The sequence below is a fragment of the Photorhabdus australis DSM 17609 genome (assembly GCF_000711895.1).
Taxonomy (GTDB): Bacteria; Pseudomonadota; Gammaproteobacteria; order Enterobacterales; family Enterobacteriaceae; genus Photorhabdus; species Photorhabdus australis.
On sequence record NZ_KL543985.1, the window covers coordinates 161,434 to 188,423 of the forward strand.

Sequence of the window (26,990 nt, forward strand, 5' to 3'; positions counted from 1 at the left end):
CAGACTTCACCATTCCTGAACTACATTCAGGGGCAGTTTTATGGGAAGAAAATCAGACGCGGTAAATACCACAAAGGAAATAACACAAACTGCAATGCACCATATCCGAACTATTATATCAGATATATTTTCTGATGATGCAACTAAAACTACAGGTATTCACCCGGCAGTTTTCATGATCAGTGACATTTTTCTGTAATTTACATTGATTTACTATAAGTATAAGGTTAACCATATGATTGATATTTTGTTTAAGTCTTTTGATTATTTGCAACAGGATCCCTATCCATGTCAGTCAACAACATTCAAACCCCCAGAGGCGAACAGGCCAAACAACAGCTACTTAAAGCAGCCCTTGAGATTTTCGGTAAATCCGGACTGGCTGGAGCAACGACCAGGGAAATAGCATGCCGTGCTCGACAAAACATTTCCTCCATAGCTTATTATTTTGGCTCTAAAGAAGGACTTTATCAGGCGGTGGCCCAATATATTACTGACACAATAAAGACTGAATTTACTGATCTTTTTAAAGAAATTGATGATTTTTTTTCATCACCAACTCCTTATTCACCAGAAAATATACTGAGACTAATTCATGAAGGATTTCTTGGAATTAATCGTCTGATGATTGAAAAAGAAAGTATCAACATCAGCCTAATAATGGCCAGAGAGCAGTTAGTCCCAACCGATGCCTATACTTTGATCCATGAGCAGGCATTAGCTCCTCTCCACAATAGATTAAATAAGCTAATTGCCAACTATATCGGTGCTGATGAACATCAGCTTTCTACTATGCTCCATACACACGCTTTGATGGGTGAAATTCTCTCTTTCCGAATGGCACGGGAAACCTTATTACGCCAGACAAGCTGGGATAATATCGGGCCAAACGAGTACAAACTGATTGACCAAATCCTCATTCAACATATCGATTTATTATTAAACGGACTTAAAAAATACAATTCATACAATTAGAACAATAAGGCATATCATGTACAGCAAAAAACTGGTACTAATAATATTGGTAGTCTCTGTTATTCTTGGCACTATTTTAGGAAGTTACTATTATCAGAGTAAAAATGATAATACGTTGACACTCTACGGTAATGTAGATATACGCACGGTCAATCTTAGCTTCCGGGTTGGTGGAAAACTCTCCAGCCTGCAAGTTGACGAAGGCGATACTATCACCGCAAATCAGGTAATTGGCCAATTGGACAATACGCCATTCGTTAACGCACTTAATAAAGCAAAAGCCACACGCAACAGTGCTAAGGCGCATCTGGCGATGATGGAGTATGGCTATCGTACTGAAGAAATTGCACAAGTGCGTTCGGAAGTTGCACAACGTGAAGCGGCCTGGCGTTTTGCTGATAATTTCCTCAAGCGTCAGCAAGGTTTGTGGCAAAGTAAAGTTATTTCAGCCAACGAATTAGAAGATGCCAAGACTAACCGCAATCAAGCACTAGCCGCTTTACAAGCGGCAAAAGATAAACTGAATCAGTTCCAGGCCGGCTATCGTAAAGAAGAAATTGCAGAAGCAAAAGGCCAACTTGCTCAAGCCGAGGCGGCTGTTGCTCAAGCTGAATTGGAGTTACAAGATACTCACCTGACCTCCCCCTCACCCGGCACCATCCTAACCCGTGCAATTGAGCCAGGCACGATGCTGGCAGCAGGTAATACCGTGTTTACTCTTTCTCTGACTAATCCAGTTTGGGTGAGAGCTTATATCAGTGAAAACCATCTTGGACAGGCGACTCCTGGACGTGAAATCTTACTCTACACTGACAGCCGCAAAGATAAACCTTATCACGGCAAAATTGGTTTTATTTCGCCAACAGCTGAATTTACGCCAAAGAATGTCGAAACACCGGACCTACGCACCGATTTGGTCTATCGGTTACGCATTATTGTTACCGACCCAGATGATGCTCTACGTCAAGGTATGCCAATTACCTTGCATTTTCCTGACTCAGACAAATAAGGCGCTGTCATGAACAGCTCTGCATATACGATAAAATTGGAAAAAGTAGAGAAAACTTTTCCCGGTCTGAATAATCCTGCGGTATCCCGCCTGACGGCAGAGATTTACGGTGGTTCTGTCACCGGACTTGTAGGACCCGATGGCGCGGGAAAAACCACACTGATACGCATGTTAGCTGGCCTATTAAAGCCAGACAGCGGTTCTATTGAAATAATGGGACTGGATCCAATTAAAAATGGCGTAGAAGTACGATTTGAATTGGGTTATATGCCACAGAAATTTGGTCTGTATGAAGATCTGACCGTATTAGAAAATCTGAATCTGTACGCAGACCTACGCGGAGTATTGGGTAACGAGCGTAAAGAGACCTACGAGCAATTACTCGCTTTCACTGACCTTACCCGTTTTACAGGACGACTGGCCGGGAAGCTTTCAGGAGGTATGAAGCAAAAATTGGGGCTGGCCTGTACACTGCTTGGCAAACCCAAAGTGCTACTATTGGACGAACCCGGAGTTGGCGTTGATCCGATAGCCCGCCGCGAACTCTGGCGGATGGTTCACGAACTGGCAGATGATGGCATGCTGATCCTCTGGAGTACTTCCTATTTGGATGAAGCTGAGCGATGCCGCGACGTCCTGTTACTTAGTCAAGGAAAACTACTCTACAGTGGGCAACCGCAGAAATTAACCCAAAAGATGTCCGGGCGTTCTTTCCTGCTCGGTACCAAGCAGGATTCCCGTCGAAAAACACTGCAACACGCCCTTACCCTACCATTGGTAACAGACGGCGTGATTCAGGGTAAATATGTGCGTCTTATCCTCAAACCTGATGCTTCCCCACAAACTCTGCTTAACCAACTTGAGCTACCTGATGCCGAAATTATTAAGACTTCTCCTCGCTTTGAAGATGCTTTTATAGACTTACTCGGTGGCGGCCCTGCCCGCCACTCAGAACTGGCAGAAATCATGCCGCAAATTAACGTCAACCCTACAGAAGTAGTGATTGAAGCACAGGATCTAACCAAAAAATTTGGCGATTTTGCTGCTACTGATCACGTCGATTTTCAAGTAAAACGTGGAGAAATCTTTGGCTTACTTGGCCCGAACGGCGCCGGTAAATCGACGACGTTTAAAATGATGTGCGGACTCATGGTACCGACTGGAGGTAAGGCGCTGGTATTAGGAATGGATCTCAAGATCAGTTCAGGGAAAGCTCGTCAACATCTGGGTTACATGGCTCAGAAATTTTCACTATATGGCAACCTGACCGTTGAACAAAACCTAAAATTCTTTTCAGGCATTTATGGCTTACGTGGGCGTAAACAAAAAGAAAAAATTGATGGTATGGTCGATGCATTTAATCTCAAATCCGTTTTACATCAGGCGACCGACGAATTGCCTCTGGGATATAAACAACGTCTTGCCCTATCCTGCGCACTCATGCATGAGCCAGATATTCTATTTCTGGATGAACCAACTTCTGGTGTTGATCCGCAGATACGGCGTGAATTCTGGTTGCATATCAATGGTATGGTAGATAAGGGCGTTACCGTTATGGTTACCACTCACTTTATGGACGAAGCAGAATATTGTGATCGAATAGGGCTAATATTCCGCGGTAAATTGATTGCTGCCGGAACGCCAGATGATTTAAAACAGCAAGTTGCTACTGACGAAAATCCTGACCCATCAATGGAACAAGCATTTATTGATCTGGTTATTAACTATGATGAGGAGCCGCAATGAACCTAAAGCAACATGCTCCACAGAAAGCGGTTCACTTCTCCTGGTGGCGACTAAAAGCACTTTGTGTAAAAGAAACCAAACAGATCTTACGTGATCCCACCAGCGGGTTAATTTCTATTGTCATTCCACTGATTCTGCTGTTTATCTTCGGGTACGGTATTAATCTCGACTCCAGTACAGTGCGTATTGGTATTCTGGTGGAGCAGCAAAGTAAAGATGCCCGTGAGCTAATACATGCTTTTGCCGGTTCTCCATACATAGAACCCAAGATCAGCGATAATCGCCAACAATTAATTAATATGATGCAATCAGGAGAAATACGCGGACTCATTGTTATCCCTGTAAATTTCGATGCCCAACTTGCCCGCCCTGATGGTAAGGCTCAGATACAAGTCATTACTGACGGTAGTGAACCTAATACAGCAAGTTTTGTACAAAGTTACGCTAAAGGAATATGGCAAATTTGGCTGCAACAAAAGGGACAGGATCTGGGAAACTCTGCTACGCCATTAATTGATATGCAAGTCCGTTATTGGTTTAATCCCGCGACAATCAGCCAGCATTTCATTATTCCCGGCGCAATAACCATTATCATCACCGTCATTGGTGCAATCCTGACATCATTAGTCGTTGCGCGGGAATGGGAACGCGGTACGATGGAGGCCCTACTTTCTACACAAATTACCCGCACCGAACTACTGCTTTCCAAACTCTTGCCTTATCAAGTACTGGGATCTCTCGCCATGGTGCTCTGTATGCTAGTGTCAGTATTCATACTGGGTGTACCATTCCGCGGCTCACTGTGGATACTATCTGCAATTACCAGCCTCTATTTAGCCACTGCGCTTGGTATCGGGCTACTAATCTCTACCGTTACACGTAATCAGTTTAATGCAGCAATGATCGCGTTGAATGTCGCTTTTCTGCCGGCAATTATGCTTTCTGGCTTTATTTTCGAAATAAACAGCATGCCTGCATTTATTCAGGTAGTAACCTATTTCATCCCAGCACGTTATTTTGTTAGCAGCCTGCATACTCTATTTTTGGCTGGAAATATCAGCACGGTGTTGATGATAAACCTGCTACTACTGATTGCCTCTGCAGTTTTATTTATTGGTCTGACTGCATGGAAAACTCGGCGTCGTTTGGATTAGAAAGGAACTGTCATGTTTTATCGTCTTTACACACTGATTATTAAAGAATTACAGTCTCTGCTCAGAGATCCTCAGACACGAGCTATATTGGTTATGCCGGTTATCTTTCAGATGATCCTATTCCCACTATCAGCAACACTTGATGTAACTAACGCAACTATTGCTATTTTTGATGAAGATAAAGGCAAAGCTTCCATCGAACTCACTCAGCGGTTAGCAAAATCAAAAGCATTTCCTGATGTGATATCACTGAGTAACTCACAAGAAATACAGTCAGTCATCGATCACCAGAAAGCCTTGCTAGTGGTACGTTTCCCTCAAGATTTCAGTGCTAAAATTGCCAATCATGACCCAATTTCCCTCCAGGTATTGCTAGATGGGCGTAACTCAAACAGCGCTCAAATTGCTGCAAGTTATATCCAGGAAATTGTCATGAACTATCAACAAGAGCTAACGGGTAATATACCAAAAGCTAATAATAGCGAGTTGGTAATCCGCAACTGGTATAATCCTAATCTCGATTATAAATGGTTCGTCGTACCGTCTTTAGTTGCACTGATTACCACCGTTGGAATATTAACTGTCACTGCACTGTCAATTGCTCGTGAAAGGGAACAGGGAACATTGGATCAATTGCTGATTTCACCAATGACCACCTGGCAAATTTTCATTGGCAAAGCCGTTCCTGCTGTAGTTGTGGCTACCTTCCAGGCAACATTAGTTTTGGCTATTGGCATCTTCTGTTATCAAATTCCATTCTCTGGCTCACTATCGCTGTTTTACTGCGCTATGCTGATATACAGTTTATCGCTGGTGGGATTTGGCCTATTAATATCTTCCCTTTGTTATACTCAGCAACAAGCATTTATTGGTGTATTTGTCTTTATCATGCCTGCCATCTTAATCTCCGGTTATATTTCCCCGGTTGAAAATATGCCTGGGTGGTTACAAAATCTCACCTGGATTAATCCTATCTGGCATTTTAATGACATAACCAAGCAAATTTATCTCAAAGACGCAGATTTTACTGTCATCTGGAGAAGCCTGTGGCCTCTTCTTGCGCTGACTGCCACAACTGGCAACCTCGCCTATTGGTTGTTTCGACGGAAAATTGCTTGATAAAAACAGCCCTGCATGCTGATTGTGCAGGGCTTTTTATCAGAGGAAGTTAGTGAATTTAGCGGCGATCGCCAAAGATACGCAACAGCATTAAGAACATATTGATGAAATCCAGATATAGAGTCAGTGCGCCAACAATAGAGAATTTACGCAAATTCTCTTTATCATTCACATCCAGCTCTTCCCCCATCTCTTTCAGCTTCTGAGTGTCATAAGCGGTCAAGCCTGCAAAGACAACCACGCCAATGTAGGTTACCGCCCACATCAGCGCTTCACTCTTTAACCAGAAGTTAATCAGAGAAGCCAAAATGATACCGATCAAGCCCATAAACAAGAAGCTACCAAGGCCACTCAAGCTACGTTTGGTGGTATAGCCGTAAAAACTCAACGCACCAAACATCCCCGCCGTCACGACAAAAGTGCTCGCAATGGAGCCGAGAGTATATACAACGAAAATACTGGAAAGCGTCAGGCCGGTCAGAGCTGAATAGAGCATAAACAACCCTGTGGCTAACGAAGCTCCCATGCGGTTAATCATGCCAGAGAGGACGAAAACCAACCCAAACTGGGCAATAATCAATCCATAGAATAGTATCGAGTTTGAGAAAATATATACAACAACATTCTGATTTTGTGACACATACCAAGCCACAAACGCGGTTAACAACAGACCACAAGTCATCCAACCATAAACCTGGGCCATATAAGCTTGCAGTCCGGTTCCCGCCTGTTGGATTATCGAACCATTTGAGCGTGGATATCGCTCCATAACGCTTACCTTTTATGACAATGTTTAAAGATTCAGGCTGTTTAACAGCAACAACCCATTCAAGTTTTATACATTATCACAGAATATAATCAAAACAATTAACCATTCAATAATTACTTGTATACCCGTCATCTTTCAAGTTGCCTCTTTGTTGGCTGCACTCGCTCACCCCGGTCACATAGTTATCTATGCTCCCGGGGATTCGCTCCTTGGCCGTCGCGATGCATCTTGAAATCCATAGGGTATATAGCCGTTTATTTACCTCATCAGTTCTCGAAGCGTTTCGCAAAAAATAGGAAATAGCTTCATAACCAGCGTCTCGCTGCTTCCTGATCGCTTTCACGGGATTCAACCCAACGCTCACCATCAGGCAAGAACTCCTTTTTCCAGAAAGGCGCCTTTGTCTTTAGGTAATCCATAATAAATTCAGCAGCGTCAAAAGCCATGCTGCGATGCGCACCAGTGACACCAACAAACACAATTTCATCACCAGGATAAAGCGTACCTACCCGATGGATAATACTGATTCGCTGCAATGGCCAGCGATTGCGTGCTTCAACAACAATACTTCGCAGCACTTTTTCCGTCATTCCGGGATAATGTTCCAGCCTTAATTCACTTACCCTATCCCCCAAATTATGATTACGCACTTTACCCGTGAAAGTGACGATAGCCCCATCTTCATCACATTGAGAAAGCCACTCGTACTCATCCCCTACATTGAAATTTTCCAGGCCAACAAAAATACGGGTGTTTTCCATTAATCAACCCCCAGTCACTGGCGGGAAAAAAGCCACTTCATCACCATCTTGCAATTGATGTTCACCATGAACAAAAGATTGGTTTACAGCTGACAACAATTTTCCATCTTCCAGCGCCAAAGCCCAACGCTCTCCTTTCGATATTAATGCATTCCTTAAACTATCAACGGTTGTGTAACTATTATCTAAATCCAGTGAATCAGTACCTACCAGCTCCCGTATTTGAGCAAAAAATAGTACCTTTATCATTATTCCACCTTAAAATGGCCTAATTTCCCGCCTATTTTCTCGAGCAAACGAATTGGCCCGATGACCATATCTTTTTGTACGGCTTTACACATATCGTAAATTGTCAAAGCCGTGACTGATGCCGCTGTCAGTGCCTCCATTTCAACGCCGGTTTTCCCCGTCAGACGGCAACAGGATTCAATTCTCACCCGGTTGTGTTCTGGCTGGGCTTCTAGCATGATTTCTACTTTAGTTAACGATAATGGATGACACAGCGGGATTAATTCCCATGTGCGCTTTGCCGCCTGAATACCCGCAATCCGGGCAGTCGCAAATACATCACCTTTATGATGACGACCATCAATAATCATTGCTAATGTTTCCGGTTTCATTTCAACAAAAGCTTCTGCCCGGGCCTCGCGTGACGTTTCGGCTTTCGCAGAAATATCAACCATATGGGCTTCACCAGTAGAATTAATGTGAGTCAATTGAGACATTACTCGCTCCTGAAAAAAACAATATAAAAGACAGTCAAATTAACCGCCGATGACAGAAAGATTTGGCGTGATACCACTGTCACCTTGATGAAGGAAATGAGTTTCCCGTTTATAACGTAACCCTCCCTGAATACGCAATTTCAGATCATCCAGTTGTGCTTCACTCGATAACAAATCACGCAGTGGTATCCCTTGCTCACCAAACAGACATAAGTGAAGATTACCTATCGCGGAAACACGCAGACGATTACAGCTTTGGCAGAAATTTTTTTCATAAGGCATAATCAGACCAATTTCCCCCTGATAATCAGGATGACTGAAAACCTGAGCCGGGCCATCACTACGTGAGCGTTGAAGTTGATACCATCCATTGCGTAACAAACGCTCACGAATTGTTTCACCAGAAATATGATATTTTCGAAACACTTCACCACCGTCACCGGTTTCCATCAATTCGATAAACCGCAATTGAATTGGGCGATCTTTTATCCAATGCAGGAAAGCTGGCAGACTGATATCATTCACATTTTTCATCAGCACCACATTGACTTTCACTTTACTGAAACCTGCGGCAAATGCCGCATCAATTCCTCCCATTACCTGAAAAAATTTATCCTGTCCGGTAATCGCATGAAACTGGCGGGGATCAAGCGAATCCATACTGACATTCACCGCAGTTAAACCCGCCTCTTTCCACTTAGCAATATCCCGTTCCATCCGATAACCGTTGGTCGTTACAGCAAGAGTTTTAATCAACTGATTTTCACGGATAGAAGAAATGATATCAGTGAAATCACGGCGCATGGTCGGTTCGCCCCCCGTCAAACGGATTTTCTCTGTACCAAGAGCAGCAAACGCCCGACCAACAAGACGGATTTCAGATAATGTTAAAAAGGAGTGATGTCCACGGGGTTTATAACCCTCCGGCAGACAATAAGTGCACCGAAAATTACATACATCAGTAATTGATAGCCTCAAATAGTAAAATTTGCGGGCAAAAGTATCTATGAGTTGTTCCACAATAACACCTTTCCAGACATGGCAGACGCAGGCATTTCTGCCTCACATCCTGGTGACTCAGTGGTCACGGCCAAGACATCATATCGCTGTGCAAAACGGTGACTTAGATGCAAAGACCAGGAGTTAAATTCCAACACCTATGATTTAGTGTAAAGCGACATTCCAATATAAATTCTAGCGCTTAAAAAAGAAAAACGCGAATATCCACATTCGTTATATAATTTATTATACAATGACTTAGCAAAACATAAGAACAAATAATAGACAACCATCTGGCCATTGATAAAAACATCGCACTAAATCACGACATTGATCCAATTAATCGTGTTTTATAATAAATTACGCTAAAATTATTCGGTAAATATAAGTTCAGTCAGGAACAGGAATTCTATGCGAAACCGCACATTAGCCGATTTAGATCGGGTAGTTGCCCTGGGCGGAGGTCATGGCCTTGGACGTGTCATGTCCTCTCTTTCATCACTAGGCTCCCGCCTGACAGGCATTGTCACCACGACAGATAATGGTGGATCTACAGGAAGAATCCGACGTTCTGAAGGTGGTATTGCCTGGGGAGATACCCGCAATTGTTTAAATCAGCTCATTACCGAACCCAGCGTTGCATCAGCAATGTTTGAGTATCGTTTTGGTGGTAATGGAGAACTGGCAGGGCATAACCTAGGTAATCTGATGCTTAAAGCGTTAGATCATTTAAGTGTCAGACCGCTTGAAGCGATTAATTTAATCCGCAGTTTGTTAAAAGTTAATGCTCATCTTATTCCAATGTCTGAGCAATCCGTTGACCTGATGGCAATAGATGACCAAGGCAACACTATTTATGGAGAAGTTAATGTTGATCAATTGAATTGTATCCCTCAAGAGTTGATGCTTTATCCTCCTGCAACAGCAACAAAAGAGGCACTGGATGCAATTACTCAAGCAGATCTGATTATTATTGGTCCAGGCAGCTTCTTTACCAGTCTGATGCCATTACTGTTACTCGAAGATTTAACTCAGACACTACGCCGTAGCAACGCCAATATGATTTATATCGGTAATCTTGGAAAAGAATTGAGTCCTGCTGCAGCCGAGCTAACACTGAAAGATAAGCTGGAAATAATGGAACACAAAATTGGCTGCCGGATGATTGATGCAGTTATTGTTGGTCCCTGTACAGATACGAGTGAACTCAGCGATCGCATTGTTATTCAGCAAATACTGGAAGCACAGGATATTCCCTACCGCCACGACCGTGAATTACTGCATCAGGCGTTAGAAAATACCCTACAAAATCTTGGCTAATTAAGGCGTTGGTCAATCAGGCACTGGCAATAAACTGCTCACGCAATATTTGAACCTGATCGCGAACATTAGCCGCCAATTCGAATTCAAGATCCTGCGCATGCTGGTACATTCTCGCTTCCAGCTCGCGGATTTTGTTTTCCAACTCTTTGGCGGATAGCTTGCTAAATGCTTCTGTTGCAGTAACCGCTTTGCCTTTGGTTTTCCCTTTACCGCCAGTAGGCTGTCCAATTTGCAGAATATCACCGATCTTCTTATTCAGACCTTTTGGAACAATACCGTGTTCTTCATTAAATATTTGCTGCCTGGCACGACGCCGTTCCGTTTCACCAATCGCTTTTGCCATTGAATCTGTGATCTTATCGCCATAAAGAATCGCTTTACCATGCAGGTTACGAGCGGCACGTCCAATAGTTTGAATTAATGAACGTTCAGAACGCAGAAAGCCTTCTTTATCAGCATCAAGAATTGCCACCAGAGAAACTTCCGGCATATCTAACCCTTCCCTCAGCAAGTTAATGCCTACCAATACATCAAACTCACCTAAACGAAGGTCCCGGATAATTTCCACCCGTTCAACGGTATCAATATCTGAGTGCAAATAACGAACACGCTCACCGTGTTCTTCCAAATACTCAGTTAAATCCTCTGCCATTCTCTTAGTCAAGGTAGTGACTAACACCCGCTCATTTTTCACCGCCCGAATACGGATTTCAGATAATAGATCATCAACCTGAGTTGTTACCGGGCGGACTTCCACTTCAGGATCAAGTAAACCAGTAGGACGCACCACTTGCTCCACTACATCACCACCAGACTTTTCGAGCTCATATTTACCTGGCGTCGCAGAAACATAAATTGTCTGTGGAGCTAGTGCTTCAAATTCTTCAAAGCGCAATGGTCGGTTATCCAGTGCGGAAGGCATACGGAAACCATATTCTACTAACGTTTCTTTACGGGAACGATCTCCTCGGTACATACCACCAATTTGCGGGATAGTAACATGCGATTCATCCACCACCAGCAAACCATCAGCAGGGAGATAATCAAACAATGTTGGGGGTGGTTCTCCTTCGGTACGGCCAGAAAGGTAACGGGAATAGTTTTCAATGCCAGAGCAATAACCCAGTTCATTCATCATTTCCAAATCGAACTGAGTACGCTGAGTAATACGCTGCTCTTCCAGCAACTTACCATTTGCCAGCAATACTTTGCGGCGCTGCTCAAGCTCAATTTTAATCTGTTCCATCGCCTGAATAATGCGATCACGCGGGGTAACATAGTGAGTTTTTGGATAAACAGTATACCGGGGAACATTGTATTGAACCTGTCCTGTCAACGGATCAAACAGTGACAACCGCTCCACTTCATCATCAAACAGTTCAACACGCAGGGCATGCTCATCAGATTCAGCCGGGAAAATATCAATTACCTCACCACGTACTCTAAATGTACCCCGCTGAAATGCCTGATCATTACGGGTATATTGCAGTTCGGCCAAACGCCGCAGAATTGAACGCTGATCAATGAGCATACCATTGGTCAGGTGGAGCATCATTTTTAAGTAACTGTCCGGATCACCCAAACCGTAGATAGCCGATACAGATGCAACCACTATCACATCCCGCCGTTCTAACAAAGCCTTAGTAGCAGATAAGCGCATTTGTTCGATATGTTCGTTTACCGAGGCATCTTTTTCTATAAAAGTATCAGAACTCGGGACATAAGCCTCAGGTTGGTAATAATCATAGTAGGAAACAAAATATTCTACCGCATTCTCAGGGAAGAAATCCTTCATTTCACTGTAAAGCTGAGCCGCCAGTGTCTTGTTTGGAGCAAGTACCATGGTTGGTCGGTTTAAATTAGCTATCACATTAGCAATAGTGAATGTTTTACCTGACCCCGTAACTCCCAGTAGAGTCTGATGGGCAAGCCCGTCCTCTAACCCTTCCTGCAATTGACGAATAGCCTCTGGCTGATCACCACCAGGCTCGAAGTCAGAATGTAATTTGAACACCTTACTCATTAGGTATCTCACTTTTCCAAAACTAATCCATCTATAATACTGGATAAAAAACCAGCTTCAAGCCTGTTTTACAAAAACATACTCAATTCAGGTAACTCCTCTATTAATTAGTTCACTAACATCAAAATAAATATAATTTTATCCCCAAAATCATCTTGATTTTTCCATTTTTTATCTAATCAACTGAAAGGTGACAACACGAAACATCATTACCAAACCACCGGGCTTGATTTTAATTAAGTTATTGATATTAAATAGAATTAAAACAAAGACGAGAATAACATCAACCTCAACGAAAGCCGCGTATTTTCTTGCATTGCGCAACTTTTCTAAGTCTAATACACAAGGTTATCCACAGGAATAGTGGATAACTCAACAAACCCTATTAACAATACGAAGTTGCAACATCATCCCATAAAAGAGGTAATCTCTATCAGTAAAAATTTTTACCATTCTTTTAACCTTTAATTCTAATTATTCATTGCAGGAAAATGAATCAGTCCGCTAAAAGAATAAGAATTTTCTTATTGAAATTTGGCGCAAAATGAACTAGAGCTATTCGATTCTATCCGCATAAAAGTATCTGTTACGGCAAGCTGCCTTAAACAGCAAATAATGCTAATTTCCAAAACAGAACTTTTAATAATGCAAGATCAAGATATAGCAAAGCTACCTTTGTTAAACGATAGAGAATTTGTTGAAAAATATAATCTTTTATGCCGGAAAACACTTCCGGCATATTAGCTATAAATAATAATTCAATTAATCAGTAATTTTAAATCTATATACTCACCTGAATGGTTAAAATAATCTCCCGTCAAATGAGGAATAACGCCTAATAAAGGGGCAGGTAATATATGTTCTAATGTCGCCAAATATTCTTTCTGACGTTTACCCGCAGGCTCAACCTCATTAGCTATCCAGCCTGCAAGATGTAATTCTGAAAGTTTAATAGCTTCTGCGGTGAGCATCGCGTGATTAATACAACCTAGTTTTACACCAACTGTCAGAATAACGGGTAATTGCTCTTTAACTACCCAGTCAGCAAAAGTCGCCGATTCCGATAAAGGAGTATACCAACCGCCAGCACCTTCTATCAAAACCCAATCCGCTTTATTTTCTAACCAACGCAATCCTTCAGACATAACAGAAAAATCAATGGGTTGCCTCAAATCAGCACTGACAATATGGGGTGATGTCGCTTCAACAAATACCAATGGATTAACTTCATCATATTGCAAAGGTACAGAACTATTTGCCATTAATGCCAGTGCATCCGAATTACGAATACCTTCCGGTGTTATTTCACTCCCCGAAGCCACCGGCTTATAACCCGCAGTCTTATATCCCAATTTATTCGCAGCCTGGAGCAAAGCACAGCTTACAACTGTTTTACCCACTTCAGTATCTGTACCCGTTAAAAACCAACTCTTAGTCACGATAAATGACTCCAAAAATAATCTGATAACTGAGAGGTAAATATTTATTTTCTCGTGGATAAGCCTGTTCCAGAGCTGTCAATCGTCCTCGGGTCATCAGTCCCTGCTGGCGCCCACAATGAAGATGAGTCGCGCCAATCCCTTTCAAGGAGGCCAACAGGGGAAGGATATTAGGATATTGCTGACGATAAACCTGACTAATCAAGCGATGTCGGAAATCTTGACAGGCATCTTTAATTGTCTGTTGTGACAGAAAGTGATTAATATGCTGATAATTATCAACTCCACGCCAGGCTTGCTTCAATTCATCCAACGAACCTTGCGCCAACGTGGAAAACAGAATCAATCCGCCAGGACGGGTTACCCTGTAAAGTTCTTTTAAGGCACTGGATAAATTATCACACCATTGAACAGCCAAATTACTAAAACAGATATCAACACTGCCATCAGCAAGTCCTAAACATTCAATATCCCCTTGCAGGTAATAGTCAGCAGCCCGTTGTTTACGGGCATGATCCAACATACCCGCTGCCAAATCTAGTGCAATCACCTGCTTCCCCTGTTGCCGCCAACAGTGACTGAAGAAACCAGTACCACAGCCAGCATCCAATACTAATTTTCCAGGATGTCCATCCACTTGTTGCATGAGGAATTCACCTGTTTGCTGCTGTAATTTTGCCACAACATCATAATTGGCAGCTGCTCGTCCAAATGCTCCGGCAATCGCCCGCTTATTAACAGATTCAGCAACGGAACTCATCCAACACCTCCGTCAACATATCAATATCCTGTTGCGTATGACTGGCAGTCAATGTGATACGTAGTCTGGCGCTACCCGGAGGTACAGTTGGTGGGCGAATAGCTTTGACCCAAATACCTTTTTGCTGCAGATATTGGGATAAAGACACACTTAATTCATTATTGCCAACAATCAATGGCTGGATAGCCGTGGCTGAATCTGTCAAGGTAAATGGCAATTTCTGTGCTCGCTGACGGAAATAATCAATATTCTGTTGTAATTGTTGACGCAATTCATCACCAGATTGTATCTGCCGAATCGCTTCAGAAATAGCCTGCGCTTGTGCCGGAGGCATAGAAGTACTGTAGATAAGATGACGTGAGTATTGAATCAGATATTCTGCTGTCTGTTCATCACAAAGCACCGCGGCACCACTCAAGCCAAATGCTTTGCCAAAAGTCACAATCAGGATTTCTGGTTTTACTTTCTGTTGCCAGCAGCTTCCTCTGCCCTGTTCACCACAGACACCAATACCATGAGCATCATCCACCATTAACCAGTTTCCAGAAGCGCTGGTTTGCTGATAAATATCAGACAATGGCGCCTTGTCACCATCCATACTGAACACCCCTTCCGTCACTACCAACGTTTTTCCAACACGGGGTTTTGCCAGTAAATCCTTAAGTGATTCTGGTTGATTATGCAGAAAACGCCGTAGTTGAGCGGGAGAATGCATGGCAGCTTCCATTAATGAAGCATGACTCAGACGATCTGCAATAATTCGATCCTGTTTCGTCATTAACGCCGCAATTACCCCTTGATTAGCGGAATATCCTGAAATAAACAGTAATGCTTTTGGATAACCCAACCAATCAGCCAACTGTTGTTCCAGTACCTGATGAGCGTTTGTATAACCGATAATATGGCCTGAACCACCACTTCCGACACCATATTGTTCCGCTCCTTGCTGCCATGCGGAAATAACTGCGGGATTTGTACTTAATCCAAGATAATCATTACCGGAAAAATTGTGATATTTGCCCTCGGTGGTATATAAAAATCGTCCGTCTGATTTCTGATTAACCTGGCGCTGACGCCATAAAGAAGAGTCCCGGAACTCAGACAATTGTCGGGAGAGATAAGCTGACCAATTCATCATAATGCCGCATTATAAAATTGTTCGTTATCTGCATTAATGATGGCTTCAGTCAAATGCTGTTGCTGCTGATTATCACCGAATGCTGTCTGCGTCTGCTGAGGATTAATACCTAATTTGCGGAATAGTTGTAAGTCCTTATCTTCAGCCGGATTAGGCGTAGTCAATAACTTGCAGCCATAAAAAATAGAATTGGCGCCAGCCATAAAACACATTGCCTGCGTCTGCTCATTCATCTGTTCGCGGCCTGCGGATAACCGAACATGAGAAGCCGGCATCATGATCCTGGCAACGGCAATCGTGCGGATAAAATCAAAAGGGTCTACATCTTCATTATCAGCCAGTGGAGTACCTTTGACTTTTACCAGCATATTGATTGGTACACTCTCCGGCGGTTTTGGCAAATTCGCCAGTTGCACCAGCAAAGCGGCCCGATCACGAATCTCTTCACCCAAGCCGACAATACCACCAGAGCAAACTTTTATTCCCGCGTCCCGTACTTTATCGAGAGTATCCAACCTGTCTTGATAGGTCCGGGTAGTAATAATGTTTCCATAAAATTCTGGTGAGGTATCAAGATTGTGGTTGTAATAATCTAATCCCGCATCCGCCAATCGCTGAGCCTGTGAACCATTGAGCATGCCAAGTGTCATGCAAGTTTCCATCCCTAATGCTTTGACTTCCTTAACCATTTTTTCCAGATAAGGCATATCCCGTTCATGAGGATTTTTCCACGCCGCCCCCATACAAAAACGAGTAGAACCAGCGTTCTTAGCTTTACGAGCAGAATCAATGACCTGTTCTACTTCCAACAGCCGTTCTTTTTCAAGACCTGTTTTATAACGGGAACTTTGCGGGCAATATTTGCAATCTTCCGGGCAAGCGCCCGTTTTGATGGAAAGTAATGTACTGACCTGTACCTGTTGTGGGTCAAAATGCATACGGTGAACCTGTTGTGCTTGAAATAATAATTCAAAAAAAGGCTTACCGAACAGTTCTTGTGCCTGCTTAATTGTCCATTGCTTGCGTTCAATCACAATGACATCTCCAATGTGAAAAAAGTCTCGTCAGTTTAAATAATGTCGTTATACTGTCAACCAATTTTAAATAAATTAGTTTACATATATCCATTATGATTTCTTCTGATATTGAATTTGATCTGCGCCATATCTGGCATCCTTATACCTCCATGACTAAACCGCTTCCGGTTTACCCTGTTGTTCGCGCTTCTGGGATAGAACTAGAATTAGCTGATGGTCGTAAGCTGATAGATGGTATGTCTTCATGGTGGTCTGCTATTCATGGATACAACCATCCAGTACTGAATCAGGCCGCTAAAGCTCAGATTGATAAGATGTCTCATGTGATGTTTGGTGGAATAACTCACCCATCTGCGATCGCACTATGCAGGCAGTTAGTGGCGATCTCTGCACCAACGCTCGAATGTGTATTTCTGGCTGATTCAGGTTCTGTTGCGGTGGAAGTAGCGCTGAAAATGGCATTGCAATACTGGCAAGCAAAAGGTGAAAAACGTCAGCGCATTTTGACACTACGTCATGGTTATCATGGTGACACATTCGGCGCTATGTCTGTCTGTGATCCCGACAATTCGATGCATAATCTTTACAAAGGCTATCTCCCCCCCCATCTGTTTGCCGAATCGCCTCAGTGTGGCTTCAATTCTCAGTGGGATCAACAGGATATCGTCCCATTCAGCACATTGCTGGAGCAGTATTCCCATGAGATTGCTGCTGTGATCCTGGAACCTGTTGTGCAAGGTGCCGGGGGAATGCGGATTTATCATCCCGAATATCTACGTCAGGTTAGAACGCTCTGTAATCAACATCAGATTCTGCTAATTGCGGATGAAATTGCCACCGGTTTTGGGCGCACCGGGAAATTGTTCGCCTGTGAACACGCTGAAATTGAACCGGACATTTTATGTGTAGGAAAAGCACTAACAGGCGGTTATATGACACTATCAGCAACGCTGACAACGCGTAAAGTAGCCGATACTATCAGCAACGGTGAAGCAGGCTGTTTTATGCATGGCCCAACATTCATGGGAAACCCATTAGCGTGTGCTGTAGCAGAAGCCAGTTTAAAATTGTTACTACAAAGCCCCTGGCAACAGCGAATTAAATCTATTGAAAACCAATTAAATACTGAGCTGATGCCACTAAAATCCCATGAAAAAGTCGCTGATGTCCGGGTATTAGGTGCTATTGGCGTGGTAGAAATGAAACAGCCTGTAGATATGGCTATACTACAACACCATTTTGTCTCTAAAGGCGTCTGGATTAGGCCATTTGGCAAACTGATTTATTTGATGCCACCTTATATTATTCAACCAGAGCAGCTTTCGCATCTGACAAAGGCTATTTCCAGTGCGATCAATTTGTGATTTCCTGTTATTAAACAAATTTCCTGAAGTTACGGATAACGCATAAGTTCAGCCGGTGATAATGGAACAAAAGAGCAAACATCTGCTATCTGTCCATTATCACCATTAACATATTAATTTATTGCCAGCACTGTTACCCACATTGGACCTTTCCCAACAGGATAACGGTTTAATTCAGTCAATTTACCGGTATATTTATCAATAGAAGAAACTGAGATATGGTCAGATTTCTGACCGGATACAATCAAGTATTTCCCACTGTGATCGATGGCAAAACCGCGGGGTTGAGTTTCAGTTTTATAATGCCCTGCCAGAGTCAGATTAAAACCATCCGGTGAAATAATAAAATGACTAATCAGGCTTGAGGTGCGTTCACTAGTATAAAGGTGGCGACCATCCGGTGTAATATGAATATCCGCGGACCAACGAACACCAGTAAAATCCTTCGGCAATGAATCGATAGTCTGAACAATCCGGTATTTTTCCCACTTACGATAAACATCAACAGTCGCGTCCAATTCATTAATACCATAAACCACCTGTTGATTCGGGTGGAAAGCCATATGGCGAGGACCAGCACCCGTTACTGTAGTCACTTCCTCCGCACGCTTCTCGACCAGAAAACCCTCTGCTGTCATCTCAAAAATACGCGTGTGATCTTCTTTCAGACAAGGAATCAATAACTGTTTATTATCCCAATCAATATTGGCTGAATGCGGAGCTTGCAAGCCTTCAATGACCTGAACAGGCGCACCGACAATGCCTTGATCATCAATTGGATTGACACTCAAATTGTTATAGCTATAAGAAGCAGAGAACAAAAAACGGCCTTGCTTATCAGTAGAAATATACGTCGGGCTGCCTGGTATTGGTGAGATTCCTTGCTGCACTAACTCTCCATTAGCGCCAATCTGGTAAGTGACAATACTAAATTGTGGACGGACCCCAACATAAAGGTGCTTACGATCCGGACTCACCACCATGGGCTGCACTTCTCCCGGCACATCAACTACCTGAATCAACGATAACTCACCCGTATTATTCAGGTTCCAAACATGAATTTGACGACTGTTTGGACTCGCTGTATAAACCACTTGTTTCATCTTCACTCCTCAATTATCCGTTACTATTCTATTGACCTGTAACGACTCTTTAATCAATTTATCAGTTAAACTCATAGCACAATTGGCTTAACTTTATTCAGTTACAGTGTAATATTGTTACATTATATATAGTTATGAGGCTAATCTATGACATATCGCGTTATTGCCTTGGATCTTGATGGTACATTACTGGCTCCCCAAAAGAATATCTTGCCAGAATCACTCGTTGCCGTGAATGAAGCCCGTCAGGCGGGTGTTAAGGTACTGATTGTTACTGGCCGACATCATGTCGCTATCCACCCTTTTTATCAGGCTTTGCAGCTAGATACTCCTGCTATCTGCTGTAATGGTGCTTATCTGTATGATTACCACGAAAAGAAAGTATTAGCCTCAGATCCGCTATCATCTCAGGAAGCCATAAAAGTTCTCACATACTTGCAGGGCACAGATATTCAGCATCTGATGTATGTGGATGATGCCATGCTATATGAAGAACTGCATGACACAATTGCCCGTACCATGAAATGGTCTGAAACCCTGCCTGAATCTCAACGCCCAAATATGCAGCATGTCAGTAGTTTTCAGCATGCCATTAGCAAAGTGCGATTTATCTGGAAATTTGCCACCTGTTCTCCTGATTTGGTCAAACTACGAGAAATTACTGAACAGATCGAAAATGATATAGGTCTGGAATGTGAATGGTCATGGTTTGATCAAGTAGATATCGCCAAAAAAGGCAACAGTAAAGGAATGCGTTTGAAACAGTGGGTTGAATCACAGGGAATGAGCATGAAAGATGTTATCGCCTTTGGTGATAACTTTAATGACCTGAGCATGCTGGAAACCGCCGGCTTGGGTGTTGCTATGGGTAATAGTGTGGATGCTGTCAAGGAATGTGCTGATCTGGTAACTCTGGATAATACTCAGCCCGGTATTGCCGAAGTTATTCGCAAATATGTCCTTTAACTGCTGATAACGATACCCACAAAGCTACTCTCAGGAATATTCTCAAAGGGACCCACAATAGCGTCAGTGGGTGTCCCTTTCGGGGAAAAGATGGCAAATCAAGGACAAATATTACAGTTGCCGGTTTAGAGAAACGCTTTTTATTTGAGCATAAAGCCATTGCCCTGGCCGCAAATTAAGTTCATGCTTTGCCCACGGAGTAATTCTTGCCCATAAATAATGACCGCTCAACGTCAATTTAACATCTACCTGTCCATCATCATCAAAAAATTCAACCACTTTCGCCGCCAAAATATTACGGATACTGCTACCACGAGGCGGTTCCAATACTAATGAAACATCTGAAGCATCTATTCTGATACGCAAATCAGTTCCCGGTTGAACATCAATTTTCGGCAACCATAAAGCCTGGTCAGCTAGCGCTACCGCTGTCATTGCATAACGAGTATGATGTTCCACCATTGAAACATTCAAAATACTACTAAGCGTCTCTTTTTGTAACCAAAGGCGTAGTGCATTGCTGGACCAAACTTCTTCCAATTTCCCGGTAGCCCTGACTTTTCCGTTATCCAACACAATCACATTTTCAGCCAGGCGAAGAATTTCATCCAAGTTGTGGCTAACATACAAGATCGGAATTTTGACATCCTCAGAAAGTCTTTCAAGATAAGGCAACAATTCCCGTTTACGGGGAAGATCTAAAGATGCTAGCGGCTCATCCATTAAAAGCAGCTCAGGAGCAGTCAACAAAGCTCGACCAATAGCGACCCGCTGTTTTTCACCACCGGATAATGTCATAGGAAAGCGAGATAATAAGTGCTCAATCCCTAGCAAACCAATAATGCTATCAAATTTCGGCTTCATCACCGGAGACATACCGTATTGAAGATTACCTTTTATCCGATAATGAGGAAAAAGCCGCGCATCCTGAAAAACATAACCTATACGACGCTGCTCTGGTGACAAGCAAATACCTTTTTCAATATCCACCAATGTACGATCATTGAGAATAACCCGCCCTTTCTGTGGACGTATCAAGCCGGCAATAACATTTATCAGTGAAGTTTTCCCGGCACCTGAAAGACCAAAAACAGCCGTGATACCTTCTGTTGGCAACTGCGTGTTAACCTGTAAATGCAGATCACCAAGTTGTTTTCCAAAATCCAACGCTAACATACTGCCCCCAGACGTTTCCTGCCCCAACGGGTTAACCACTCAGAAATCATCAGTGACACCAATGCAAGAATAATCGCAATGATACATAAACGAGCCGCAGCAATCTCTGTTCCAGGCGTTTCAATCAGGGTATACATTGCCAAAGGGATTGTCCGTGTTTCACCTGGAATATTAGATACAAAGGTAATAGTTGCCCCAAATTCACCTAATGAACGAGCAAATGCCAGAATAGTACCCACAATGACACCTGGCAAAGAAAGGGGAAGTGTAATGGTAAAAAATACTCTAAATGGATTGGCTCCCAGAGTACGGGCAGCCTGTTCCAAACGTCGGTCAACACTTTCCAGCGCCAGACGTATTGATCTGACCATCAGCGGAAAAGCAACAACAGCAGAAGCCAGCGCAGCACCACACCAACTGAACGCAAAACTTATTCCAAACCAATCATATAACCATTCACCAATAAATCCACGACGCCCCATACTGATCAACAGTAAATATCCCACTACCACTGGCGGTAAGACCAGCGGTAAGTGGATGATACTGTCAAGTAAGGATTTACCGGGAAACCGGAAACGAACAAGAATCCACGCCATCAAAATCCCAAATGGCAGACTGAATAACACCGCCATACCTGAAACTTTCAGGCTCAGGATAATGGCTTGCCATTCGTATTCACTCAACATCTCCAAAAGATTTACTCCTAAAGTGGTCGAAAACCGTAGCGTTTGAAAATTGCTGCGGCTTCAGGAGTTTTCAAATATTCATAAAAGCTGAGAACTACCGGATTACTATGATCTTTGATAATTGCCATTGGATATTCAACAGGTTTGTGGCTCTCTTCCGGGAAAATCCCCACAACTTTGACTTTATCACTGGCAACTGCATCTGAACCATAAACAATCCCCAACGGTACTTCAGCACGTTCCACCAATGCCATACCACTGCGCACATTACTGGTACGAGCCAACAGAGGATTAACCGTCTCCCATGCTCCCAAATACTGCAACGATTCTTTGGCATAAATACCTACAGGAACATGATCCGGATCCCCGACTGCAAGGCGACCACCATTCAGCAAAGATCTCCATGTTGTCTCTTTATTAATCTCAACTTGATTGAGCTTGCTGCCTTTCGGCGCAATCAGAACTAATTGATTTCCTAGAATAGTAAAGCGGGTTTTATTAATGATCAGTTGCTTCCCAGCAACATAATCCATCCACTGCTGATCTGCGGAAATAAAAATATCTGCCGGAGCGCCTTGTTCAATCTGACGAGCCAAAGTAGAAGATGATGCATAAGAAGCCACCACATCCCCTTTTGTCTCTTGCTTATATTGTCTCGAAATATCATCCAGTGCATTGGTCAGTGAGGCAGCAGCGAATACTGTTACTTTTTCCGTAGCCCACACCTGCCACACCAAAGAAAAAGAAAAAACAACTCCCGTCAACAGCTTACTAAAACTCTTTTTCATCTGTTTCCCACCTGTTTATCACCAATTAGTTCGTTGTATATAACAAGATATAGCGTTAAATGGAAGACTATCTCAATATTAATCGGCAAGTTGTGAGCAACTTTCACTATCTGATTTAATTTGAATTAATATGCTATAACAATAAAATCATGTGAGTAAAAATGAACTAATTGCAGCGAGCTAAAACAAATTACCCGACATACCGTCGGGTAATTAAAATCGCATCTGGTGTGCAAAGAAATATTAATTTTACTTTTCAGAATGACCAATACGGGAAATCATATTAAACAGTTCCCCAAAGCCATAAATTAAACATAAAATTCCGGCTGTCACTACTGGTACCATAACCAGTGCGAAAGTCATACTTTTAATCAATTCAAACATAATAGCCTCACATAATGGCTCATAAAATGAGCCGACAACATAACACATTTTTAACCATAGCAAGTAATAGCGCTATAATTGGTATCATTCTAAACAAAGACAAACAACTATAACCGGCTAAACGTGCGTTTTTGCGGGTTAACCAATAAAAATTTACAATTTTATTTCCTGAAAAAAATTATTATGCAAGCAGAAATTCTATTAACACTGAAATTACAACAACAGTTATTCGCAGATCCGCGGCGAATATTATTACTAAAACAGATTAAAACAACTGGTTCTATCAGTCAGGGAGCAAAACTGGCTGGCATCAGTTATAAAAGCGCTTGGGATGCCATCAACGAAATGAATCAGCTGGCAGATGAAATATTGGTAGACCGAGCTACCGGAGGCAAAGGTGGCGGCGGAGCAAATCTGACTAATTATGGTGAACGTCTGTTACAACTTTATGATTTACTGACACAAATCCAACAAAAAGCCTTTGATGTGTTGAAAGATGATAAACTTCCCCTCAATAGCTTATTAGCTGCGATTTCCCATTTTTCCCTACAAACCAGCGCCCGTAATCAATTTTTCGGCACAATTACTGATCGTGACCACAATCAGGTACAGCAGCATGTCCGCATATTGTTGGCAAATGGTCAAACATCACTGAATGCAGCCCTGACAAAGCAAAGTGCTAACCGCCTTAGTCTGGTAAAAGGTAAGGAAGTATTGGCCCTGATTAAAGCGCCTTGGGTGAAACTAACCAAAGAGCAATTCCCAGTCAGCCATTTTGATAATGCACTGACAGGCCAAATCAGCCAAATCGAAACCGGAGAAGAGAGCACAGAAGTCATCATCGTTCTCGATGGTGGAGAAACCCTTTGTTCTACTCTGTCTAATCAAGAAGCTGACAATTTGAAACTACACCCTAAAGATAAAATCACGGCGCTTTTTAATGCTGATCAGGTAATTATTGCAACTCTTTGCTAGAATGTTAATTAAAAGTTAATATTGACATTCAGCGTCAATTCCGCTTATTTGTGGGAACTTATTTGCGTTGCTTAAAAAGGAATAAAAGATGTCTGAATTGCAAATAACGCAAGGCAATTTCCGTTTAAGTAATACCCATACTTTACAATTGCCGTCACTGAAAATCATCTCTGGCGAAAGTTGGGCGTTTATTGGTGCTAACGGCAGCGGAAAATCATCATTAGCCCGCGCGCTTTCAAATGAATTAATCCAACTTTCTGGTGAGCGCAACTGCTCATTTCGCACATGTACCCGAGTCTCTTCTGAACAATTACAAAAACTGATTGAAGAAGAATGGCAGCGCAACAACACTGATCTATTAAGTGATGATGAAGATGACACCGGTCGTACTGCGGCGGAAATTATTCAGCTTCATCATAAAGATAATGAACTCTGTCTGGAGCTGGCAAAACAGTTCGGCATTATGGATTTACTTTCCCGTCGTTTTAAATATCTTTCTACCGGTGAAACCCGAAAAACAGTACTTTGCCAGGCACTAATGGCTTCACCTGATTTACTCATCCTTGATGAACCTTTTGATGGTCTTGATGCATTTGCCCGTGGTCAATTTGCTGAATTATTGGAAACATTGTCATCAAAAGGTATCGTTTTAGTACTCATTCTTAACCGATTCAGTGAAATCCCAGATTTCGTTAATCAAATTGGAGTACTGGCAGATTGCCATTTAACATCTGTTGGCTCGAGAGAAAAAGTGATGGCAGATTCACTGGTTGCTCAACTCATACACAGTGAAAAACTTGATGGAGTTCATCTACCCAAAGTGGATGAACTCCGCATTGATGATCGATTAGCACCTGATCAGCCGTTAATTATTCTACGTAATGGTGTCGTTCAGTATAATAACCAGCCCATTTTATATGGACTGAATTGGCAGGTAAATCCAGGCGAAAACTGGCAAATTATTGGTCAAAATGGGGCAGGAAAATCGACACTTCTCAGCCTGATCACAGGCGATCACCCTCAAGGTTACAGTAATGAACTGATTCTTTTTGGCCGTCAACGTGGCAGTGGCGAAACCATTTGGGATATCAAACGTCATATTGGCTATATCAGTAACAGCATGCATCTGGAATACCGTATTAGCATCAGTGTTCGTAATGTCATTCTGTCCGGCTTCTTCGATTCAATTGGTCTTTATCAAGCGGTATCAGATCGTCAGCAACAACTTGCCAATGAATGGCTAGCCTTACTGGGACTATCAGGCCAGGTTGTTAACGGCCCATTTCATAGCCTTTCATGGGGACAACAACGACTGGTTCTGATAGCTCGCGCATTGGTTAAACATCCTGCTTTATTGATCCTTGACGAACCTCTTCAAGGGCTTGATCCACTAAACCGTCAGCTGGTATTACGTTTCATCGATATCATGATCGCTGACGGAGATACTCAACTCCTGTTTGTTTCTCATCACCAGGAAGATGCCCCACGATGTATCACTCACCGGCTGATGTTTATTCCCGATGGTGATATATACCGCTACAAAACCGAGAAAACTTCCGATTGATTCCTGATAATTACCCGTTGTTATCAACGGGAATACTTATCCGACCAGTGAAAAAAGCATCGCAATTTAATCGTCATACATTATTATTTTTTGCTCACTAATAACATCCATCATCAATTTTTGATCTACTTTTCTGATTTTTTCTTTTAACTTATTAAAAATAAAGGGAAACATATGATTTGGGGTTTACTTGCCATATCACTGGCGTTATTAGCTATACACCGCACTGCTGCACTTATTGTTCTACTAGCCTCCGTTATTACCGGATTTGTCACGCAGACTGTGATTTATCCGGCGATTGCCACTATTGCCATTATTTTTGTGTTAGGTGCGCTACGTATCTATTTTCAGCAAAATAACGTCATCAAAATTACCACTGAGCTGCTATTACTCGCTTTTGGTGTCGCATTATTCCTGCATCTGATTCCTGGCTTTAATAACCTGAAATATCTCGATAAAGTTCAGGCAGGTCCTCATAGTGCGCCATTTTCGATGTATTTCAACTTTGATAAAGCACTTATTCCTTTCCTGCTGTTATGTTGCATGCCTGGATTGTTCACAACAAAACCTCTGGCAAAAGTTCGGCCTTATGCATGGATAATCTTAGCTATTACTATTCCTGTACTATTAAGCATAGCAACGGCTCTCGGAGGACTTGCGGTCGAACTGCATATGCCACAATGGTTACCCACATTTATTCTGGCCAATATTTTCTTCGTTTCTCTGGCAGAAGAAGCGCTATTCCGTGGTTATATTCAACAGAGGCTGAGTCAGTGGGTTCACCCATATTTTGCACTGATTATCACTGCCTTAATTTTTGGAGGAGCTCACTTCGCTGGTGGTCCATTGTTAGTGATTTTCGCAACACTCGCAGGATTAATATACGGATTGGCCTGGATGTGGAGTGGCCGCCTGTGGGTAGCTGTTGGGTTCCATTTCACTCTTAATTTGGTTCATTTATTGTTCTTCACTTACCCAATCAAACTGGTGACAACGTTGTAACACAT

27 protein-coding genes and 1 riboswitch are annotated in these 26,990 nt (G+C 42.6%); of the genes, 12 read left to right on the forward strand and 15 right to left on the reverse strand.

Going from position 1 to position 26,990, the window contains the following annotated elements; genetic code table 11:
* The first annotated feature begins 40 nt into the window (after window positions 1-40).
* The 6 genes from BO26_RS25015 to BO26_RS19270 all read left to right on the forward strand — a co-directional run bounded on the left by BO26_RS25015 (window position 41) and on the right by BO26_RS19270 (window position 6,003).
* The gene (locus BO26_RS25015) at window positions 41-199 is read left to right on the forward strand and encodes a hypothetical protein (protein WP_477707054.1); all 159 of its coding nucleotides are present in this window, start codon (window positions 41-43) and stop codon (window positions 197-199) included.
* Between the two features lie 89 nt (window positions 200-288).
* Window positions 289-975 carry a transcriptional regulator gene (locus tag BO26_RS19250; protein WP_036774367.1) on the forward strand — a complete coding sequence of 229 codons (687 nt, stop codon included), beginning with the start codon at window positions 289-291 and terminating at the stop codon, window positions 973-975.
* A 16-nt stretch (window positions 976-991) separates the two neighbouring features.
* The gene (gene hlyD / locus BO26_RS19255; protein ID WP_036774368.1) at window positions 992-1,984 is read left to right on the forward strand and encodes a secretion protein HlyD; all 993 of its coding nucleotides are present in this window, start codon (window positions 992-994) and stop codon (window positions 1,982-1,984) included.
* A 9-nt stretch (window positions 1,985-1,993) separates the two neighbouring features.
* Entirely contained in the window at window positions 1,994-3,730 is a 1,737-nt protein-coding gene (locus BO26_RS19260) for an ATP-binding cassette domain-containing protein (protein WP_036774371.1), read from the forward strand.
* Window positions 3,727-4,884: an ABC transporter permease gene (locus tag BO26_RS19265; protein WP_036774372.1), complete on the forward strand. Its 1,158-nt coding sequence runs from the start codon at window positions 3,727-3,729 to the stop codon at window positions 4,882-4,884. Before BO26_RS19260 ends, BO26_RS19265 begins: the two co-directional genes overlap by 4 nt.
* Window positions 4,885-4,896: 12 nt before the next feature.
* Window positions 4,897-6,003, forward strand: coding sequence for an ABC transporter permease (locus BO26_RS19270; protein WP_036774374.1), 1,107 nt, complete (start codon window positions 4,897-4,899; stop codon window positions 6,001-6,003).
* Between the two features lie 58 nt (window positions 6,004-6,061).
* Here the strand turns inward: BO26_RS19270 and BO26_RS19275 are convergent, their stop codons facing one another.
* From BO26_RS19275 to moaA, 5 genes are all read right to left on the reverse strand, one after another.
* Window positions 6,062-6,772, reverse strand: a complete 711-nt coding sequence (locus BO26_RS19275) for a Bax inhibitor-1/YccA family protein (protein ID WP_036774375.1) — start codon at window positions 6,770-6,772, stop codon at window positions 6,062-6,064.
* 305 nt (window positions 6,773-7,077) lie between these two features.
* A complete protein-coding gene (moaE, locus tag BO26_RS19280) occupies window positions 7,078-7,533 on the reverse strand; it encodes a molybdopterin synthase catalytic subunit MoaE (protein ID WP_036774377.1) in 456 nt (151 codons plus the stop codon).
* Between the two features lie 3 nt (window positions 7,534-7,536).
* Entirely contained in the window at window positions 7,537-7,782 is a 246-nt protein-coding gene (gene moaD / locus BO26_RS19285; RefSeq protein ID WP_036774379.1) for a molybdopterin synthase sulfur carrier subunit, read from the reverse strand.
* Entirely contained in the window at window positions 7,782-8,258 is a 477-nt protein-coding gene (gene moaC / locus BO26_RS19290) for a cyclic pyranopterin monophosphate synthase MoaC (RefSeq protein ID WP_036774380.1), read from the reverse strand. The genes moaD and moaC overlap by 1 nt, the downstream gene beginning before the upstream one ends.
* 39 nt (window positions 8,259-8,297) lie before the next feature.
* The gene (gene moaA, locus BO26_RS19295; protein ID WP_036774382.1) at window positions 8,298-9,278 is read right to left on the reverse strand and encodes a GTP 3',8-cyclase MoaA; all 981 of its coding nucleotides are present in this window, start codon (window positions 9,276-9,278) and stop codon (window positions 8,298-8,300) included.
* A riboswitch (molybdenum cofactor riboswitch) is annotated at window positions 9,268-9,413 on the reverse strand. Its footprint overlaps the gene before it by 11 nt.
* Before the next feature lie 255 nt (window positions 9,414-9,668).
* Here moaA and yvcK point away from each other — a divergent pair.
* Window positions 9,669-10,577: a uridine diphosphate-N-acetylglucosamine-binding protein YvcK gene (gene yvcK, locus BO26_RS19300; protein WP_036774383.1), complete on the forward strand. Its 909-nt coding sequence runs from the start codon at window positions 9,669-9,671 to the stop codon at window positions 10,575-10,577.
* 16 nt (window positions 10,578-10,593) lie between these two features.
* On the opposite strand, the gene uvrB is transcribed toward yvcK, so the two are convergent.
* The 5 genes from uvrB to bioB form a co-directional block, all read right to left on the reverse strand.
* Window positions 10,594-12,603, reverse strand: a complete 2,010-nt coding sequence (uvrB, locus tag BO26_RS19305; protein ID WP_036774384.1) for an excinuclease ABC subunit UvrB — start codon at window positions 12,601-12,603, stop codon at window positions 10,594-10,596.
* 758 nt (window positions 12,604-13,361) lie between these two features.
* Window positions 13,362-14,042, reverse strand: coding sequence for a dethiobiotin synthase (bioD, locus tag BO26_RS19310; protein ID WP_036774386.1), 681 nt, complete (start codon window positions 14,040-14,042; stop codon window positions 13,362-13,364).
* Complete coding sequence (bioC, locus tag BO26_RS19315) at window positions 14,035-14,802, reverse strand: malonyl-ACP O-methyltransferase BioC (RefSeq protein ID WP_036774387.1); 768 nt, start codon at window positions 14,800-14,802, stop codon at window positions 14,035-14,037. The genes bioD and bioC overlap by 8 nt, the downstream gene beginning before the upstream one ends.
* Window positions 14,786-15,937 (reverse strand): 8-amino-7-oxononanoate synthase, encoded by a 1,152-nt coding sequence (gene bioF, locus BO26_RS19320; protein ID WP_036774389.1) that lies wholly within the window; start codon window positions 15,935-15,937, stop codon window positions 14,786-14,788. Before bioF ends, bioC begins: the two co-directional genes overlap by 17 nt.
* Window positions 15,937-16,974, reverse strand: coding sequence for a biotin synthase BioB (gene bioB, locus BO26_RS19325; protein ID WP_036774390.1), 1,038 nt, complete (start codon window positions 16,972-16,974; stop codon window positions 15,937-15,939). Before bioB ends, bioF begins: the two co-directional genes overlap by 1 nt.
* Window positions 16,975-17,069: 95 nt before the next feature.
* Here bioB and bioA point away from each other — a divergent pair, with 95 nt between their 5' ends.
* Window positions 17,070-18,341, forward strand: coding sequence for an adenosylmethionine--8-amino-7-oxononanoate transaminase (bioA, locus tag BO26_RS19330; protein WP_036774392.1), 1,272 nt, complete (start codon window positions 17,070-17,072; stop codon window positions 18,339-18,341).
* Window positions 18,342-18,454: 113 nt separating this feature from the next.
* Here bioA and pgl read toward each other — a convergent pair whose 3' ends face one another.
* Window positions 18,455-19,444 (reverse strand): 6-phosphogluconolactonase, encoded by a 990-nt coding sequence (pgl, locus tag BO26_RS19335; RefSeq protein ID WP_036774393.1) that lies wholly within the window; start codon window positions 19,442-19,444, stop codon window positions 18,455-18,457.
* A gap of 147 nt (window positions 19,445-19,591) precedes the next feature.
* On the opposite strand from pgl, the gene BO26_RS19340 reads away from it, so the two are divergent.
* On the forward strand, window positions 19,592-20,410 hold the full coding sequence (locus tag BO26_RS19340) for a pyridoxal phosphatase (RefSeq protein WP_036774395.1): 819 nt from the start codon (window positions 19,592-19,594) through the stop codon (window positions 20,408-20,410).
* Window positions 20,411-20,521: 111 nt separating this feature from the next.
* Here BO26_RS19340 and modC read toward each other — a convergent pair whose 3' ends face one another.
* From modC to BO26_RS19360, 4 genes are all read right to left on the reverse strand, one after another.
* Window positions 20,522-21,586: a molybdenum ABC transporter ATP-binding protein ModC gene (gene modC / locus BO26_RS19345; protein ID WP_036774396.1), complete on the reverse strand. Its 1,065-nt coding sequence runs from the start codon at window positions 21,584-21,586 to the stop codon at window positions 20,522-20,524.
* On the reverse strand, window positions 21,580-22,272 hold the full coding sequence (gene modB, locus BO26_RS19350) for a molybdate ABC transporter permease subunit (RefSeq protein ID WP_036774397.1): 693 nt from the start codon (window positions 22,270-22,272) through the stop codon (window positions 21,580-21,582). Before modB ends, modC begins: the two co-directional genes overlap by 7 nt.
* A gap of 17 nt (window positions 22,273-22,289) precedes the next feature.
* Window positions 22,290-23,060 carry a molybdate ABC transporter substrate-binding protein gene (gene modA / locus BO26_RS19355; RefSeq protein ID WP_036774398.1) on the reverse strand — a complete coding sequence of 257 codons (771 nt, stop codon included), beginning with the start codon at window positions 23,058-23,060 and terminating at the stop codon, window positions 22,290-22,292.
* Between the two features lie 249 nt (window positions 23,061-23,309).
* Window positions 23,310-23,492, reverse strand: a complete 183-nt coding sequence (locus BO26_RS19360; protein WP_036774399.1) for an AcrZ family multidrug efflux pump-associated protein — start codon at window positions 23,490-23,492, stop codon at window positions 23,310-23,312.
* Between the two features lie 135 nt (window positions 23,493-23,627).
* Here BO26_RS19360 and modE point away from each other — a divergent pair, with 135 nt between their 5' ends.
* The 3 genes from modE (at window position 23,628) to BO26_RS19375 (ending at window position 26,985) form a co-directional block, all read left to right on the forward strand.
* Window positions 23,628-24,419: a molybdenum-dependent transcriptional regulator gene (gene modE / locus BO26_RS19365; RefSeq protein WP_036774450.1), complete on the forward strand. Its 792-nt coding sequence runs from the start codon at window positions 23,628-23,630 to the stop codon at window positions 24,417-24,419.
* 88 nt (window positions 24,420-24,507) lie between these two features.
* A complete protein-coding gene (gene modF / locus BO26_RS19370) occupies window positions 24,508-25,983 on the forward strand; it encodes a molybdate ABC transporter ATP-binding protein ModF (protein ID WP_036774401.1) in 1,476 nt (491 codons plus the stop codon).
* A gap of 174 nt (window positions 25,984-26,157) precedes the next feature.
* The gene (locus BO26_RS19375; protein WP_036774402.1) at window positions 26,158-26,985 is read left to right on the forward strand and encodes a CPBP family intramembrane glutamic endopeptidase; all 828 of its coding nucleotides are present in this window, start codon (window positions 26,158-26,160) and stop codon (window positions 26,983-26,985) included.
* Window positions 26,986-26,990 lie beyond the last annotated feature (5 nt).

Excerpts from the sequence above, each read along its gene's own strand:
- BO26_RS25015 (WP_477707054.1), top strand. The coding sequence starts at position 41 with ATGGGAAGAAAATCAGACGCGGTAAATACCACAAAGGAAATAACACAA.
- BO26_RS19250 (WP_036774367.1), top strand. The coding sequence starts at position 289 with ATGTCAGTCAACAACATTCAAACCCCCAGAGGCGAACAGGCCAAACAA.
- hlyD (WP_036774368.1), top strand. The coding sequence starts at position 992 with ATGTACAGCAAAAAACTGGTACTAATAATATTGGTAGTCTCTGTTATT.
- BO26_RS19260 (WP_036774371.1), top strand. The coding sequence starts at position 1,994 with ATGAACAGCTCTGCATATACGATAAAATTGGAAAAAGTAGAGAAAACT.
- BO26_RS19265 (WP_036774372.1), top strand. The coding sequence starts at position 3,727 with ATGAACCTAAAGCAACATGCTCCACAGAAAGCGGTTCACTTCTCCTGG.
- BO26_RS19270 (WP_036774374.1), top strand. The coding sequence starts at position 4,897 with ATGTTTTATCGTCTTTACACACTGATTATTAAAGAATTACAGTCTCTG.
- BO26_RS19275 (WP_036774375.1), bottom strand. The coding sequence starts at position 6,772 with ATGGAGCGATATCCACGCTCAAATGGTTCGATAATCCAACAGGCGGGA.
- moaE (WP_036774377.1), bottom strand. The coding sequence starts at position 7,533 with ATGGAAAACACCCGTATTTTTGTTGGCCTGGAAAATTTCAATGTAGGG.
- moaD (WP_036774379.1), bottom strand. The coding sequence starts at position 7,782 with ATGATAAAGGTACTATTTTTTGCTCAAATACGGGAGCTGGTAGGTACT.
- moaC (WP_036774380.1), bottom strand. The coding sequence starts at position 8,258 with ATGTCTCAATTGACTCACATTAATTCTACTGGTGAAGCCCATATGGTT.
- yvcK (WP_036774383.1), top strand. The coding sequence starts at position 9,669 with ATGCGAAACCGCACATTAGCCGATTTAGATCGGGTAGTTGCCCTGGGC.
- uvrB (WP_036774384.1), bottom strand. The coding sequence starts at position 12,603 with ATGAGTAAGGTGTTCAAATTACATTCTGACTTCGAGCCTGGTGGTGAT.
- bioC (WP_036774387.1), bottom strand. The coding sequence starts at position 14,802 with ATGAGTTCCGTTGCTGAATCTGTTAATAAGCGGGCGATTGCCGGAGCA.
- bioF (WP_036774389.1), bottom strand. The coding sequence starts at position 15,937 with ATGAATTGGTCAGCTTATCTCTCCCGACAATTGTCTGAGTTCCGGGAC.
- bioA (WP_036774392.1), top strand. The coding sequence starts at position 17,070 with ATGATTTCTTCTGATATTGAATTTGATCTGCGCCATATCTGGCATCCT.
- pgl (WP_036774393.1), bottom strand. The coding sequence starts at position 19,444 with ATGAAACAAGTGGTTTATACAGCGAGTCCAAACAGTCGTCAAATTCAT.
- BO26_RS19340 (WP_036774395.1), top strand. The coding sequence starts at position 19,592 with ATGACATATCGCGTTATTGCCTTGGATCTTGATGGTACATTACTGGCT.
- modC (WP_036774396.1), bottom strand. The coding sequence starts at position 21,586 with ATGTTAGCGTTGGATTTTGGAAAACAACTTGGTGATCTGCATTTACAG.
- modB (WP_036774397.1), bottom strand. The coding sequence starts at position 22,272 with ATGTTGAGTGAATACGAATGGCAAGCCATTATCCTGAGCCTGAAAGTT.
- modA (WP_036774398.1), bottom strand. The coding sequence starts at position 23,060 with ATGAAAAAGAGTTTTAGTAAGCTGTTGACGGGAGTTGTTTTTTCTTTT.
- BO26_RS19360 (WP_036774399.1), bottom strand. The coding sequence starts at position 23,492 with ATGTGTTATGTTGTCGGCTCATTTTATGAGCCATTATGTGAGGCTATT.
- modE (WP_036774450.1), top strand. The coding sequence starts at position 23,628 with ATGCAAGCAGAAATTCTATTAACACTGAAATTACAACAACAGTTATTC.
- modF (WP_036774401.1), top strand. The coding sequence starts at position 24,508 with ATGTCTGAATTGCAAATAACGCAAGGCAATTTCCGTTTAAGTAATACC.
- BO26_RS19375 (WP_036774402.1), top strand. The coding sequence starts at position 26,158 with ATGATTTGGGGTTTACTTGCCATATCACTGGCGTTATTAGCTATACAC.